The organism is Pedobacter jeongneungensis (genome assembly GCF_039538295.1).
GTDB classification, from domain to species: Bacteria; Bacteroidota; Bacteroidia; order Sphingobacteriales; family Sphingobacteriaceae; genus Pedobacter; species Pedobacter jeongneungensis.
In genome coordinates, this window is record NZ_BAABBY010000018.1 from 1 (window position 1) to 15,913 (window position 15,913).

A 15,913-nucleotide genomic window follows, 5' to 3' on the forward strand; every position below is an offset into this window, starting at 1 on the left:
TTCTTAGGCATAAAAACCTTGACGACTTTTTAATGTGCCGCTACCGCTTTAGGTAATCTGATTAATAATTAAGCAAATTAGATATTTGTTATCCTAAAATTAAATATCAAAACAAATCTAAAGGACGGCAATTAAATGACAAATTCTTCTTATTTCGCTAAACTTTCAAATTCTTCTTCAGTTAATTCTATTTCTGTAGCTTTTAAATTTTCTTTTAAATGGTCAACAGATTTGGTTCCGGGGATTAAAAGAATATTAGGTGATCTTTTTAACAACCAGGCCAAAGCAATCTGTGCGGTTGTAGCCTTATGCTTTTCGGCAATGGCTTTAATTTTATCTTCAAGTTTATGAGGACCAGATGCCAATGGAAACCACGGAATAAATGCCAGGCCTTGTTCGGCAGTAAAATCTAAAACACTCTCCCATTGTCTATTGCCCAGATTATAAAGATTTTGAACAGAAACAACCGGCAGAATATCCTGCACCTGTTTAATCTGATCGATGGTTACTTCTGACAAACCCACGTTTTTTATTTTTCCCTCTTTTACGGCCTCTATTACAGGTGCCAGGGTTTTAGCTACTTCTACATTGGGATCAATGCGGTGCAGCTGCCATAAATCGATACTATCTACTTTTAATCGTTGTAAACTTCCTTCAATATCCTGTCTGATTTTTTCAGGCGCTCCGTTAGGTACCCAGTTGTTTGGTCCTGGCCGGTCAAAACCACCTTTGGTGGCAATAAAAAGATCTTTTTGAAAAGGCGATAAAGCATCAGCAATAAGCGATTCGTTAAATTTAGGTCCGTAAGCTTCGGCAGTGTCGATAAAGTTAACGCCATTTGCAACAGCTTCGCGTAAAACAGTTATAGCATTTTCGCGGTCTTCTACTTCACCAAAAACGCCATTACCAGTTAATTGCATTGCGCCATAACCTAAACGTTTCACCTCTAATTCGCCAAATTTAAATGTTGTTTTTCCCATTTTATTTCAGATATGATGATAAATTCTATGATAAAGATAACCGCAGCCGGAAGGCATTGTTTGTAAAATGAATTTTATGATAAATAAATGAACAAAGGGTAAAGGGCTATTGTAAGGTGTGTGCTGGTTGTATTGCTTAGTTGGCTGAAAAAGCCTTTTTAGCAACGATTACCGCGGGGTATTCAACATCTATTAAAAACAAGTGTTGGAGTTAAAGATTCTTCGCTGCGCTCAGAATGACAAAAACAAAAAAGGCTGCCCCAACGGAGCAGCCTGATTGAATATAAGGATAATATGACTTAAAAGGTTTTATAGCACCATATTAACTAGTTCCATCCGCCACCCAGTGCGTGATAAATATCGACTACAGCATTTAACTGTTGTTTTTTGGTTTCTATAAGTTCTAATTTTGATTGTAGTGCGTCGCGCTGGGTCATCAACACCTCAAAATAATCAGCTCTTGCCGATTTAAACAAATCATTCGAAATATCAATTGATTGCGTAAGTGCAGTAACCTGTTTTGATTTCAGATCGTAACTTTTTTGCAGGTTGCTGATTTTCGACATTTGATTGGCCACTTCGATATAACCATTTAAAATGGTCTTTTCATAATCAAAAACCGCTTGTAACTGTTTCGCATTTGCGGTTAAGTATTCTGCTTTTATGGCGTTTCTGTTGATCAGTGGTCCGGCTAAATCTCCGGCCAACGAATAGATCAAAGATTCCGGCGTTCTTAATAAATAAGAAGGATTAAAGGCCTGGTAACCAATAGTTGCTGAAATACCCAAAGATGGATAAAACTGTGCTTTGGCTACTTTAACGTCTAATTTAGCTGCTGCCAGTTCGAGTTCGGCTTGTTTAATATCCGGACGGTTCGCCAGTAACTGTGAAGGTAAGCCTGTTTGCACTGTTGGCGGAACCAGGTCGGTAAAATTAGATTTATCTCTTATAATTGGCTGAGGGAAACGGCCCAGCAGAAAATTAATTTTATTCTCTGTTTCGGTAATGTTTTGCTGAATATCAAATTCTAAACTTTTTGAACTTAATACCTCTGCTTCAAATTTACGCACGGCAAGTTCGTTAACCCTTGAAGCCTGCTTCTGGATTTTCATCAGTTCCAGGGCATTGCTTTGCAGCTCGATGTTCTTTTTTACCGTTTCTAACTGATTATCAGCAGCAAGCAACTCATAATATGAATTGGCTACTTCAGCAATTAAATTGGTAATTACGAAGTTTTTACCTTCTACAGTCGAAAGGTAATGGCTAATGGCTGCTTTTTTAGAGTTGCGTAATTTATGCCAGATATCGGCTTCCCAATTGGCCTGTAAGCCAAAATGGTAATCAGGCAATACTTCGGGCACTTCTTTACCAGGGGTGATCTCTGTTGAAGCATCGCCGGCACCAGAACTGGTGTAACGGCCAACTTTATCAAAACCTGCACCAACACCATAAGTTACACTTGGTAAAAGTTCTCCTTTTCTGGCTTTGATTTCATTTTTGGCAATTTCAATATCCTGAAGCGTGATGTTTAACTCCTGGTTGTTTTTTAATGCCGTATCAATCAGGTTTACCAGGTTTGGATCGGTAAAAAAATTACGCCATTTAATGCTGGCGGTGTTTACCGTATCCTGCGAGCCGTTAAAGGCTGCAGGAACGTTTTTATTTTCGGAGCGTTGGGCCACTTCGGGCAATTTACAGGCGGTATATGCAGCGCATATCAACACCAGTCCAAGGCTTTTATAAAGATTTTGCTTAAACATTATTCTCAATTTCTTCAGTTAATGGATGTTCTTCTTCAATTTTAATCAGCTTGTGTTTGGCTGCAATTGTTCCGAATATGAAATACAGTCCGGGAATTACAATTACCCCGAAAATGGTACCGAAAAGCATACCGCCTGCCGCAGCCGATCCAATGGTACGGTTACCGATTTTACCTGGTCCGCTTGCAATCATCAAAGGAATTAAACCTGCGATGAAGGCAAAAGAGGTCATTAGAATCGGGCGGAAACGCACGCTTGCACCTTCAAGTGCTGCCTTGAATACGGTTGCTCCCTGTGCATGGCGCTGTGTGGCAAACTCCACAATCAGCACCGCATTTTTACCGAGTAAACCGATCAGCATCACCATCGCTACCTGTGCATAAATGTTGTTTTCCAATCCTAATAATTTAAGGAACAGGAAGGCACCAAAAATACCTGCGGGTAAAGAAAGGATTACGGAAAGGGGTAAAATGAAACTTTCATACTGAGCGGCCAGAACCAGGTACACAAAACCTAAACAAATCAGGAAAATATAAATGGCTTCATTACCTCTTGATACCTCATCTTTAGAAATACCTGCCCAATCGATACCAAATCCCCTTGGCAATGTTTTCTTGGCAACTTCTGTAATGGCTTTAATCGCTTCACCTGAGCTATAACCCGGAGCCGATTGGCCACTAATCTCAGAAGCATTGTACATATTGTGACGGGTAATTTCCGATAAACCATATACTTTACGCATTTTAATGAAAGCTGAGAAAGGCACCATCTCATCGCGGTCGTTTTTAACAGAAAGCTTTAAGATATCTTCTGGCAAGGCCCTGTATTGAGGCAATGCCTGTACGATAACCTTGTACTGACGATCGTATTTAATAAAACTGGTTTCGTAATTACTACCCACAAAAGTAGATAAGGTGTTCATCGCATTATCTATACTCACCCCTTTTTGTTGCGCAATGTCGTTATCCACATCCAGCATGTACTGAGGGAAACTCGCACTGTAGAAAGTAAATACCGATGAAAGTTCTTTACGTTTGTTCAGTTCGCGTACAAAATCGTTGGCAACGGTTTCCATTTTTTTGTAATCGCCACTACCTGCTTTATCCAGTAAACGAAGCTCGAAACCGCCCGCTGCACCATAACCTGGCACCGCCGGTGGCTGGAAAAACTCGATGGTTGCACCCGGAATAGATTTTGATTTTTCTTCAAGCTCTTCAATAATTTCTGCAGCCGAATGTTTACGTTCACTCCAGTCTTTCAGATTAATTAAACAGGTACCAGAGTTCGATCCCGTACCTTCGGTTAAGATCTCATATCCGGCCAAAGATGAAACCGATTTTACACCATCAATGTCTTCGCACATTTTCTGCAGTTTCTCTGCAATCTGGTCGGTACGCTCTAAAGTAGAGCCCGGAGGTGTTTGGATAATGGCATAAACCATCCCCTGATCTTCGTTAGGGATAAATCCTGATGGTACACTTCCACTTAAAGCCCAAACACCTAAACAGAAAGCAACCAATACACCAAAAGTTAAAATCCTGCGGCTTACTACTTTGCTTAATACCAACTCGTACTTGCCAGAAAGTTTGGCAAAACCATTGTTGAAACCGTCCAGGAAACGATCAATCAAAGTTTTCTTTTTAGCTGAACCATGATTGTTCTTCAACATAATGGCACACAGTGCAGGCGTAAGCGTTAAAGCCACAATACCAGAAAGGATAATAGCCGTTGCCATGGTAATGGAGAACTGACGGTAAAAAATACCCACCGGACCAGACATAAATGCTACCGGGATAAATACCGATGCCATTAAGAACGTAATCGCTATAATTGCCCCGCCAATTTCTTTCATGGCTTGTTGTGTAGCCTTCAATACCGATAGATGCCTGTCGTGCTCCATCTTGGCGTGAACGGCCTCAATTACTACAATCGCATCATCTACCACCACACCTATCGCCAACACTAATGCAAACAGGGTAATTAAGTTGAGGGTGATGCCAAAAAACTGCATAAATACAAATGTTCCGATCAGGGATACCGGTACGGCGATGGCCGGAATAAGCGTTGAACGCCAGTCGCCAAGGAACAGGAACACCACTAAACCCACCAGGATAAAAGCTTCTACCAGGGTGTGGATTACCTTTTCGATAGATGCATCCAGGAATTTTGAAACGTCGTAACTGATCTCGTAATCTAAACCTTTTGGAAAGGAAGCCGATTTAATCTCAGCCATTTTAGCTTTAACATCTTTAATAACCTGACTGGCGTTACTGCCATAAGATTGCTTTAAAACGATTGCTGCAGAAGCTTTTCCGTTTAAGGTAGAGTATAAATTGTAAGCTGAAGCACTAAAATCTACGTCGGCAATATCTTTTAAGCGAAGCAATTCACCGTTTGGCGTTGCCCTTACCACGATGTTTTCATATCCCTCTTTGGTATTAAAACGTCCTGAATATTTTAACACATATTCGAAAGCCTGCGAACGTTTACCCGAGCTCTCCCCTGTTTTACCCGGCGAGGCTTCTAAACTTTGCTCATCAAGGGCTTTCATTACCTCATCAACAGAGATTTTATAAGCCTGCATACGATCAGGTTTTAGCCAGATACGCATGGCGTAATCCCTGTCGCCCAAAATATCTGCAAAACCCACACCATCAACCCTTTTCAGCTCCGAAAGCAAGTTGATATCTGCATAGTTGTACAGGAAATTCTGATTCATTTTGGGGTCCTTGCTATACAAGTTGATGTACATCAACATGTTAGATTCTTCGCGGGTGATTTTAACCCCCTCACGAACCACCAGAGGAGGAAGTTTATTGGTAACAGCGGCTACACGGTTTTGCACGTTAAGCGAAGCCTGGTTAGGATCGGTACCCAGGTTAAATACCACCTGGATGGATGCTTCACCATCGTTACCAGCATCAGATGCAATATATTTCATTCCCGGTACACCGTTGAGTGCACGCTCGAGCGGAATAACCACCGATTTAATCAACAATTCGTTGTTCGCCCCAGGGTACTCTGCCGTGATATTTACTTTAGGCGGAGAAATGGATGGGAATTGCGTAACCGGAAGGTAGCTGATGGCCAGCACCCCAAGAAACACAATAATAAGCGATATCACGATAGAAAGGACGGGCCTTTGTATGAATTTACTAAACATAAAATAAGTATGGAGGGTTTAGATTATTCTGTTTTCAATCTCAATTGTTTCATCACGTCCTGTGGCTGCTGGAATTTAAAAGCGATTTTATCGTCGTCTTTAACCTTTTGCACACCTTCGAGCAAGATCTTATCTTCTACCGTGATGCCGTCGCCGATAATGTATAAATCAGGCAGTTCGCCCGCAATGGTGATGGCCCTCGAGTGTACTTTATTGTTTTTATCGATTACGAAAACATAGGTTTTATCCTGAATATCATAAGTGGCTTTCTGCGGAATAACAATGGCATTTTTTAAAGGAACAACCATCTGGATTTTACCGGTTTCACCGTTTCTAAGCAAATTATCCGAATTATTGAACCTGGCCCTGAACGCGATATTTCCCGTCTCATTATCAAATTCACTTTCGATTACCTCTACTTTACCTTTCGATTTAAGCAATTCGTTGTTGGCCAGTAATAAGCTTACTTCCTGCTGTCCTTTTGCTTTTGTAGCACTCTGGTAATTTAAGTATTCAGGCTCTGAAACATTGAAATAAGCAAAAACCTGACTGTTATCTGAAAGGCTGGTTAATAAAGCGCCTTCATCAACCAAACTACCTAATTTTAAAGGAATGCGGTCGATGGTGCCATCAAACGGCGCCCTGATTTCGGTATTGGATAAATGGAATTTAGCCAGAGAGGTTTCGGCATTTGCAGATTGCAGTTTTGCCTTGGCCATGGCCAGTTCGTTTTTAGAAACAATGTTTTTATCAGACAGCATTTTGGTGTTTTCCAGTTCAATTTGTGCCGATTTGGTTTCTGCCTGTGCTTTTAACAATTCAGACTGAGCCGCTTTAGGCATAATTTTGAACAACAACTGGCCTGCTTTTACATGCTGGCCTTCATCTACATAAATATTCTGGAGGTAGCCCTTCTCCTGGGCCCTAACTTCGATATTCCTGACAGATTTAATCTGCGAAACATATTCCTTGGTAAACGAAGTATCCATTCTTAACGGCGTGGTTACCGCATAAGTAGCTACTTCTTCTTTTTCTTCTTTCTTCGAGGTACAACCCGTTACGTAAAGCAAAGTACACAAGCCTAAGCATATGACAACTCTTTTCATTTTTTTTTGTTGAATGGTTAAATCTGATTTATTTTTTTTCTCTAATTAGTTTAGCTGAGCAGCATTTTATGATAAAAGCAATTTTCAACCGCGTTGCGGAGGCTAAATGATTTCAATAAATGATGGTTACTCAACGATTTAATTCGATAGCGAAATAAATACAGATTTATGAAGTTTAAATGAAGTTGAAATTCATGTTTACTTTCTGAAAATCGCGATTTAAAGGATAATGAGATGATTTATAGCGACAAACAGAATATTACGGATATTTTTTCGCCCGTTTAGAAAATTAATGGCTCTTTTTCCATGAAGAAACAATAAAATTAACAAATTGGATTGTTTTTGGATGATTGGAATATTTTAACAATAATGATAAAAATGTACGCGCTGGTTTGAAACCAGCGCTATGAGGGAAAATAATCAGCAGGTTTTTGTCAGTCTGAGCGTAGTCGAAGACTTCGAAGCACATATTTTCTTTTCAGTAGATTAAATAATGTATCTGGTTTTTCATGGCGCTGGTTTTCCAACCAACGCAAACAAGGAGACTTTTTATGGAATCCCGCCCATAAAAACATCGTATCATAAAACCTTAAACCGCTCCATGAAAAAAATTTATCTTGCTTTAATTTACTCTTTTATAGCCCTTATGGCTACAAGCTGCAGCTCCACAGATAACACGAAACAATGGAATAATGCACACCTTGACCCCGGATTGCCTAAAAACCTGATTTATAATGAAATGAATAAAAAAGAAGAAATTTATTCCTTTTTCGAAAAGCATGATGGATCCAAACGGACCAGTGATGTCGCTTATTTCCGTTTCGGCAAACATGAAAAGCAGGATGCCGTTTTTGCAAAACTAAACAACTGTCGCGCTTATTATTATTCAAAATCTGATACTTTGTCGATCAGGATCGGCATTAGTGATGGGTTTGCAGGACAAGGACTAAACATCAAATACAGAAATAAAAAGTTTAGTGCCGAAGCATATCAATTTACTGATTTTCTTATTGAAGGGGAAACTAAACCGATGCAAAAAGTAATTAACCAGAAGCTTATCTTAAATAAGTTAAATTATAGTGTTGGAGATAGTTTATTTGGAAGAATTGAATTTAAATCTATCGAAATCAATAATCAGGGCGATACTGTTTTAAACGTAGGTAATGGAAATTTCAGGACTAAAGTAAAGAGAATGATTATTGAAGAATGATTTAATGGGTTAATTTTTGTATTCTAAAATTATTGACCTGGCCATATTTCATTATTTAACAATTGATTATATTCGTTTTAAAAATGATGCATAAATGCCGTTTTTATCAGAGATAACCTTACCTCGCATTGCGGGGGGAAGTTTTATATCGCAGATTCCCACGGCATATCGGAAACCAATTATGAGGATACGGAACATTTTAGGTTAACAAAATCTTTTTTAGATCATCCGGCACTTTACCTGCGGCATTTAGTAAGAAAAATAAATTGAGATTTTAAAAATAACATACTGTAAATAAAATACTTATTATAAAAATATGTATTTATTTAGATTATAATTACAGAGCTCCGCAGGCAAGCGTTACCTTTGCAAAAAAATACCATAATGAACAGTACCCAATCAAAAGCGCTCGAACTTGTTGTAGGCATCATTAAAGATACCATTAGCGATATTAAAATCGAAAACACTTCTGCAAACACCGTTACATTAAAAGACGGCAATGCCACAATACAATTAACGCAACAGGCAGGCGAAAGCGCAGATAAGGAAACAGTTGTAATCTCAGATCCAAAAGATATTATTTATAGTGAAGATCTTCTTCCGGAACTGAACGACCTTACATCGGTTACCGTGATTATAAATGGTTTGGATATAGAAACACACCTGGTTTTTCAGGCCGTGAGAGATTGTTTTGACCAGATCAGCAACAGTTACGAGTTTTTAAAAATCTTTGAAAAAGATGTGATCAGAATAAAGAGCGGGTTTAAGTTTGGCAGCAATGCCTTTGTACTTAATGTGTTGAATGAAAAAGACGAGATTTTTGTTACCGCAGAATTTGCAGCTTCATTCGATGCCGCGGTTAGAAAAACAGTAGAAACAGATGTAATTAAAGTACAAAAAGCCATTAATAAAATGGTTAAAGAGGACGGGGCCATTTAGCTTGACACCCTGATACACCAGATATTAAATACCCCTGTGCAAAAACGCAGGGGTATTTTAATATGCGCTCCAACAGCCTCAGCACGCTAAACCTGACCAGCTTTTTAACAGGAATAAAGGATTATTAAAATATTATTATTTTTTTTCAAAAACCAAAAACCCCTTTTAGGAATACTTCGTATATGCGGATAAACCATCCAAATTCTCATTACGAATGTCTCAGTTTACCGCATACAACAATATATTACCGCTTATCAAATATTTTGAGAAGTTTCATCCATTATCAAAAGGGTTTATTGCCGACCACATACTGCATTGCAGGCAGATACAGGTAAAAAAGAATAAATTTATCCTCTCTCCCATTGATCATAATGCTTCGCTTTATTTTGTAATAAGTGGCCTGGTAAGGGGATTTATTAAGGATAATGATAAAGATATTACCACCAGGTTCAGTTTTGAAAATGAAACCATTGGCGCTATCCACCATCCTGATCATACTTCCCAGCACTCTGTTGAGTACCTGCAGGCGCTGGAAGACTCCGAACTGATTATTATTCCGTTTGCCCTGATTGATTCGGCGTATTCGCTTTATCCGGAAGCCAATGTGATTGGTAGAAAGATATTGGCTTTACAATATTATGCCGCTTCCGAGCGGTCTATTTTGGCCAGAATTACAAATGCTGCCAGTCGTTACAAGCGATTTGCAGATACTAAATCTATGGCGATTGAAAGAATTCCGTTACGCCACCTGGCGAGTTACCTGGGCATGCGAAGCGAAACTTTAAGCAGGATCAGGGCGGCAAAGTAAAAACCATTTACCAATATTATAGCAAATTACAGTCAATGTACAGGTCTGTTTTCACTACGAAGACATTGGCTGTAACTTTACATTTACTTAACTTTTGCTAATATTATTACTCTTTGTAATATTAAACATCAGCCTGTATTTTTTGTATTAATCATTGTACGCAAACGTTTGTTTAAGATCAGGCAGAAATGCTTATTGCTTCGATAAAAATCACACCAATACATGATATAACATTGTATAACAATTAGTTACAAAACATCATAACCTATATGTTACCCAAATAAGCATTGAAATTATCTCCCTGTAAATATTCTCTTTACAATAGGCCCTGCCGTAACACCGATAATACTATTTCCTTAACCTATTTTAACCTTGTCTTAATGTCGGCTTTATCTGGCTAAATGAAATTTGCCACAACTAATTCATTAACATATAAGATCAACATGAAAAAAATCTTTACCATTTTGTCCTTATTGTTTGCTGTGATTTCCCTGCACGCGCAGGTCACAACGGGTAATTTATCCGGAACAATAAAAGATGCAAAAACTACTCTTCCGGGAGTAACGATTAAAGCCACACACATGCCATCAGGAACCAGTTATGTGGTGAGTACCAATGATGATGGCCGCTTTACCATTTCTAACATGCGCCCGGGCGGCCCTTACAAAGTTGTGGTTACGTATGTAGGTATGGACCCAAAAACCATCGAAAACATTAGCCTGCCATTGGGCGATACTTATATCTTAAATCTGAACATGGCTTCAGGCGGAAAAGATCTGAGTGAGGTAAACATTAAAGGTGCTTCAAAAAATTCGCCCCTTAATGCAAGCAGAACCGGTACATCGACCAGTTTGGGCAAAAAAGAGATCAATGCGCTTCCAACTTTGAGCAGAAGTTTGAGCGATCTGACCAGAATGGCTCCGCAAGCTAATGGTGCAGCCATTGGTGGAGGTAACTCACGCCAGAACAATGTAACGGTAGATGGTGCCGATTTTAACAATAACTTCGGGATCGGGAATAACCTGCCCGGTAACGGAAACCCGGTTTCTATTGATGCATTGGAAGAAATTTCAGTAAATGTTACACCTTATGATGTAAAGCAGACCGGTTTTATCGGTGCCTCAATCAATGCGGTTACCCGTTCGGGTACAAACGAGTTTTCGGGTTCGGCATATACGTATTTCAGAAACCAGAACCAGATTGGTAAGAAAGTAAGCAATTACCCTGAACTGGCCGACCCAACAGACCAAACGTATAAAACTTTTGGTGCCAGAATCGGTGGACCGATCATCAAGAACAAATTATTTTTCTTTTTAAATGCTGAAAGAGAAAATGAAGTAAGGCCGGGTCAAACACGTTTAGCGGCAACCCCCGAAGCTCCTTATGGCTCAGGTATCCCGAATGTGGTCCGTCCAACCGTTGCAGAGCTTGATGAGATCAGCAATTACTTAAAAACCACCTATGGTTACGACCCGGGGATTTATCAGGGTTATCCTTCTGAAACGGAAAGAACAAATTTATTGGGTAGATTAGACTGGAACATTAACCAGAACAATCACTTTAACATTCGTGGTAGTTATGTTAAAACCAAATCACCTTCGTTTGTAAGTACCTCCAGAAGTCCGCTGGGTGCATTTCCGGGTGGAGGATCGAGAACAGGCAATACTGCACTGGCTTTTAAAAATTCCAACTACTACCAAGAAAGCAATTTATATTCGATTACTGCCGAGTTAAACAGCAAAGTATTTAACCGTTTTGCCAATACTTTACGTTTATCGTACACTAACCAGAACGATCCAAGAAGTTCCGACAGTCAGGTTTTTCCATTGGTTGATATCTTAAAAGCAGACGGAAATTCGGCACCAACACCATTTACCACATTTGGTTATGAGCCCTTTACTTATGGAAACCTGAGAGATGTACAGGTATATTCGTTAAACGATTACGTTACCTGGGCGGTAGGTAAACACAATATTACTGCCGGTTTACAGGGCGATTATAGCATCACTAAAAATGGTTTCCAACGTTTCGGAACCAGTTATTATACTTTTAACTCATGGGATGATTTTAAAAATGGTGCCAAACCAATTGAATTTGCCCAAACCTATTCTTTATCTCCAAATTATGAGCAGGCATTTCCTACTTACAAATTCTGGCAGTTTTCGGGTTATGTACAGGATGAGATTTCGGTTACAGAACGCTTAAGGGTAACAGGTGGTATCCGTGCAGAACTGGCAACATACCCTAAAATTTTACAGGAACACCCATTGGTATCGGCGTTGACTTTCCATGATGGAGAACGTTTAAACACAGGAAATCTTCCAAAATCAAAAATATCAATTTCGCCGCGTATCGGTTTTAACTGGGATGTTACCGGCGACCGTTCAATCCAGGTGAGAGGTGGTGCAGGTTTATTTGTGGGCCGCATCCCTAATGTATGGATCGTGGCACAGGCGGGCGATGCCGGAATGTTGCAGATTACTGAAACTTATTCAGGACAAAACAATACTCCTGGTCCGTTTAATCCGAATATCGGCGCCTATCGTCCAACAACCGTACCTGTTGCCGGAACGGTATTGCCTAACCCGATTACGGTGATGGACAAAAACCTGAAAATGCCTGCTGCATTTAAAACCAGTTTAGCAGTTGATGTGAAACTTCCGTATGGCATTGTTGGCTCGGTGGAAGGAATTTTTAACAGGGACATCAGGACCATTCTTTTTCGCAATGCCAACCTGGTTGACCCTAAACCTTTAAATGTTGCCGGATATCCGGATAACAGGCTGATTTATCCAAATGCAGCTACTGATAAATTTATCAATCCGATTTTAAACGGACAGGCCGTTCCAAACGGCACAGTAATTCCCGGAACTGGTGCCAGACAGCCAGATGCATTTAACGTAATTGTGCTCGGAAATGCAAATAAAGGATATTACTATTCACTTACAGGTACATTGAGCAAACGTTTTGATAATGGTTTTGGTGCTACAGTTTCGTACATCAGAAGTTCGGCGAAAAGCCTGTACGAAGGCAGCGGCGATCAAACCCTTTCTGCATGGCAGGCCACAAGCAGTGTAAACGGCGCAAATAACCCAACTTTAGGTTATTCAGGTTTTGTATCTCCAGACCGTATAATTGCTTCTGTTTATTACCGTAAAGAATTTATAAAACACCTCGGAACACAATTCACTTTGGTTTATGACGGATCGAACGGCCGTACTTCTTATACTTACTCTACTGATATTAACAGAGATGGCATAAACGGCGATTTAATTTATGTACCGAAAGATGCTTCAGAAATCAACTTTGTGGCGTTAACCGTTGGAACAGGTGCTGATATGGTAACTTACACACCAAAACAGCAAAGCGATCTGTTTTTCCGCTACATTGATCAGGATAAATACCTCCGTGGCAGAAAAGGACAATATGCTGAGCGTAATGCAGTTATAACCCCATTTAACGGCCAGTGGGATTTTAAATTCTTACAGGATATTTTCACCAATGTGGGTGGCAAGCGCAATACCATCCAGTTCAGTATTGATATTAAAAACTTTGGTAACCTTTTGAACAAAAACTGGGGTATGCAATCTAACTTTGGAACAACTTCTATCCTGGTGCCAACAAACGTTGCTAATTTAACACCGGGCGGAACAACCAAACCTACCTTCCGTATCGCTACAGACAGGAACTTTCCTATTGTTAATGGCAACAGAGATGTAGTGGGTTACGCCTCTACTTACGAGATGCAGTTCGGTTTCCGTTACCTTTTTAATTAATTCTATTCAAATATGTCACATTGAGCCTGTCGCAATGCATTTAGCTAATCTTCGGCAGGCTCAGAGTGACAATTTTATCTTTCATATAACCCATATAAATTATCCCATGTTTAAAAAAATACTTTTCCCAACACTACTGGTTACCATCAGCTTCGCACTCATTTCATGGGGCGTAATTGGTCACCGGGCCATTGGTAAAATTGCCGAAAACCACCTGAGCAAGAAAGCAAGAAAAGCCGTTCAGGATATTCTGGGCAGCGAAAGCCTGGCCATGGTAAGCACTTATCCTGATGAAGTGAGATCCTATCAGCAATATGCCTACACTGCACCCTGGCACTACGTAAACCTGCCTGAAGGTTTAAATTATGATGATTTCAACGCTCAACTGAAATCAATGGAAAAACCGAACATTTATAAAGCGCTTTTGCAATGTATAAGTGACTTAAAAGATGCTTCGAAAACAAAAGAAGAACATATTTTTGCGCTAAAATTCCTGGTTCACCTGGTTGGCGACATTCACCAGCCAATGCATACCGGACATTCGGAAGATTCAGGTGGTAACGGAATTAAAGTAAAACTGATGCGTAAAGAAAGTAACCTTCATGGCCTTTGGGACAGTGGTTTGATCGATTATGCAGGTTTGAGTTACCGTGAACTTGCGGCCGACTGTGATGTTGTAGAAAAAAATGAAGCAAAAACATGGGAAAAAGATGACGTGGCAAAATGGGCTTTCGAATCATACGAAATCAGCAAACAACTTTATGCAGAAGCAGCAAAAAATCCCGAATTTGATTACAACTATTATCCTGCCCATGCAGATATCGTTAAAAAACGCCTTGCACAGGCAGGCATCCGCTTAGCCGCCATCCTGAATGAAATTTATAAATAATACAAAATGAAAAAAATTAATTATGGCTTCGGTTTTATAATGACCGCTTTTCTGGCCTTAACGGGAAACCAGGTTCAGGCACAAACGGATACCATTCAACATATAGCCCAGGGCCGAAAAAATGATGCTGCTCAAATTAAAAAACCTTATGTCATTTTAATTTCGGCAGATGGCTTCCGACACGATTATGCCGGGCGCTACAAAGCAAATCACCTGCTCGAACTGAGCCAAAACGGTGTACAGGCGGCATCCATGATCCCGAGTTATCCGTCGGTGACCTTCCCTAATCACTACACCCTGGTAACCGGAATGTATCCTTCGCACCATGGTTTAGTAAACAATAGCTTTTTAGATGAAAAAGCGGGCGAAAGGTATTCTATGGGTGCAAAAGCAAAAGTAAGAGATGGTAAATGGTATGGTGGCACCCCGCTATGGGTGTTGGCCGAACAGCAGCATATGATTGCAGCAAGTATGTTCTGGGTAGGATCTGAAGCCGAAATTAAAGGCCTGCGCCCAACTTATTATTACGATTATACCGAACAGATTACGATTGATAAAAGAATCAGCATTGTGAAAAACTGGTTAAGCCTGCCGGAAGAAAAAAGACCGCACCTGATTACTTTTTACCTGTCAGAACCTGATCACGCCGGACATAGTTTTGGTCCGGATGCGCCAGAGACAGAAAAAGCAGTTAAAATGGTCGATTCGGTGATTTATGAGTTAACAAAGGCCATCGAACCGCTTCATCTTCCGGTAAATTATGTATTTGTTTCTGATCATGGAATGACGGCTGTAGACCGTGAACACCCGATTGCGACACCAAAGGAAATTGATACGGCCAAATACATCATTGCTGCATCTGGTACTTTAATGGATATCCATGCTAAAAACAAAGCTGATATACAGCCACTTTACGAGGCTCTAAAAAGCAATGAAAAGGATTATAAAGTGTACCTGAAAAGCAATATGCCGGAGCATTTCCATTACAGTGCAACAGATGACCGTATGAACCGGATCGGCGATATTTTGCTGGTGCCCGAATGGCCAAAGGTATTCTCCAGCCGTAAACCGGGTATTGGTCACCACGGTTTCGATCCTTCGGTGGTAAAAGATATGCATGCCACCTTTTTAGCCTGGGGACCTGCCTTTAAAAAACAGGTAAAAATACCTTCTTTTGAAAACGTAAATGTATATCCATTAATTGCAAATATTCTTGGTTTGAGCTATCAGGAGCCGATAGATGGAAAGTTAGAGGTATTAAAACCTATTTTAAAATAACGAA

Annotated in this window: 10 protein-coding genes; 6 read left to right on the forward strand and 4 right to left on the reverse strand. The window is 40.0% G+C overall.

Features of this window, described 5'->3' with window-relative positions; all coding sequences use genetic code 11:
• Positions 1-149 precede the first annotated feature (149 nt).
• From ABD769_RS23845 to ABD769_RS23860, 4 genes are all read right to left on the reverse strand, one after another.
• Complete coding sequence (locus ABD769_RS23845) at positions 150-980, reverse strand: aldo/keto reductase (RefSeq protein WP_344853879.1); 831 nt, start codon at positions 978-980, stop codon at positions 150-152.
• 326 nt (positions 981-1,306) lie between these two features.
• Positions 1,307-2,740 carry a TolC family protein gene (locus ABD769_RS23850; protein ID WP_344853880.1) on the reverse strand — a complete coding sequence of 478 codons (1,434 nt, stop codon included), beginning with the start codon at positions 2,738-2,740 and terminating at the stop codon, positions 1,307-1,309.
• Positions 2,733-5,903, reverse strand: a complete 3,171-nt coding sequence (locus ABD769_RS23855) for an efflux RND transporter permease subunit (protein ID WP_344853881.1) — start codon at positions 5,901-5,903, stop codon at positions 2,733-2,735. The genes ABD769_RS23850 and ABD769_RS23855 overlap by 8 nt, the downstream gene beginning before the upstream one ends.
• A 23-nt stretch (positions 5,904-5,926) precedes the next feature.
• Positions 5,927-7,009: an efflux RND transporter periplasmic adaptor subunit gene (locus ABD769_RS23860; protein WP_344853882.1), complete on the reverse strand. Its 1,083-nt coding sequence runs from the start codon at positions 7,007-7,009 to the stop codon at positions 5,927-5,929.
• Between the two features lie 601 nt (positions 7,010-7,610).
• Here ABD769_RS23860 and ABD769_RS23865 point away from each other — a divergent pair.
• From ABD769_RS23865 to ABD769_RS23890, 6 genes are all read left to right on the forward strand, one after another.
• On the forward strand, positions 7,611-8,219 hold the full coding sequence (locus ABD769_RS23865) for a hypothetical protein (RefSeq protein WP_344853883.1): 609 nt from the start codon (positions 7,611-7,613) through the stop codon (positions 8,217-8,219).
• A gap of 384 nt (positions 8,220-8,603) precedes the next feature.
• Positions 8,604-9,158: a hypothetical protein gene (locus ABD769_RS23870; RefSeq protein ID WP_344853884.1), complete on the forward strand. Its 555-nt coding sequence runs from the start codon at positions 8,604-8,606 to the stop codon at positions 9,156-9,158.
• A gap of 214 nt (positions 9,159-9,372) precedes the next feature.
• Entirely contained in the window at positions 9,373-9,966 is a 594-nt protein-coding gene (locus ABD769_RS23875) for a Crp/Fnr family transcriptional regulator (RefSeq protein WP_344853885.1), read from the forward strand.
• A gap of 443 nt (positions 9,967-10,409) precedes the next feature.
• Positions 10,410-13,742, forward strand: coding sequence for a TonB-dependent receptor (locus tag ABD769_RS23880; RefSeq protein ID WP_344853886.1), 3,333 nt, complete (start codon positions 10,410-10,412; stop codon positions 13,740-13,742).
• Positions 13,743-13,848: 106 nt separating this feature from the next.
• Positions 13,849-14,631, forward strand: coding sequence for a S1/P1 nuclease (locus ABD769_RS23885; protein ID WP_344853887.1), 783 nt, complete (start codon positions 13,849-13,851; stop codon positions 14,629-14,631).
• A gap of 6 nt (positions 14,632-14,637) precedes the next feature.
• Positions 14,638-15,909 (forward strand): alkaline phosphatase family protein, encoded by a 1,272-nt coding sequence (locus ABD769_RS23890; protein WP_344853888.1) that lies wholly within the window; start codon positions 14,638-14,640, stop codon positions 15,907-15,909.
• The last annotated feature ends 4 nt before the right edge of the window (positions 15,910-15,913 follow it).

Excerpts from the sequence above, each read along its gene's own strand:
- ABD769_RS23845 (WP_344853879.1), bottom strand. The coding sequence starts at position 980 with ATGGGAAAAACAACATTTAAATTTGGCGAATTAGAGGTGAAACGTTTA.
- ABD769_RS23850 (WP_344853880.1), bottom strand. The coding sequence starts at position 2,740 with ATGTTTAAGCAAAATCTTTATAAAAGCCTTGGACTGGTGTTGATATGC.
- ABD769_RS23855 (WP_344853881.1), bottom strand. The coding sequence starts at position 5,903 with ATGTTTAGTAAATTCATACAAAGGCCCGTCCTTTCTATCGTGATATCG.
- ABD769_RS23860 (WP_344853882.1), bottom strand. The coding sequence starts at position 7,009 with ATGAAAAGAGTTGTCATATGCTTAGGCTTGTGTACTTTGCTTTACGTA.
- ABD769_RS23865 (WP_344853883.1), top strand. The coding sequence starts at position 7,611 with ATGAAAAAAATTTATCTTGCTTTAATTTACTCTTTTATAGCCCTTATG.
- ABD769_RS23870 (WP_344853884.1), top strand. The coding sequence starts at position 8,604 with ATGAACAGTACCCAATCAAAAGCGCTCGAACTTGTTGTAGGCATCATT.
- ABD769_RS23875 (WP_344853885.1), top strand. The coding sequence starts at position 9,373 with ATGTCTCAGTTTACCGCATACAACAATATATTACCGCTTATCAAATAT.
- ABD769_RS23880 (WP_344853886.1), top strand. The coding sequence starts at position 10,410 with ATGAAAAAAATCTTTACCATTTTGTCCTTATTGTTTGCTGTGATTTCC.
- ABD769_RS23885 (WP_344853887.1), top strand. The coding sequence starts at position 13,849 with ATGTTTAAAAAAATACTTTTCCCAACACTACTGGTTACCATCAGCTTC.
- ABD769_RS23890 (WP_344853888.1), top strand. The coding sequence starts at position 14,638 with ATGAAAAAAATTAATTATGGCTTCGGTTTTATAATGACCGCTTTTCTG.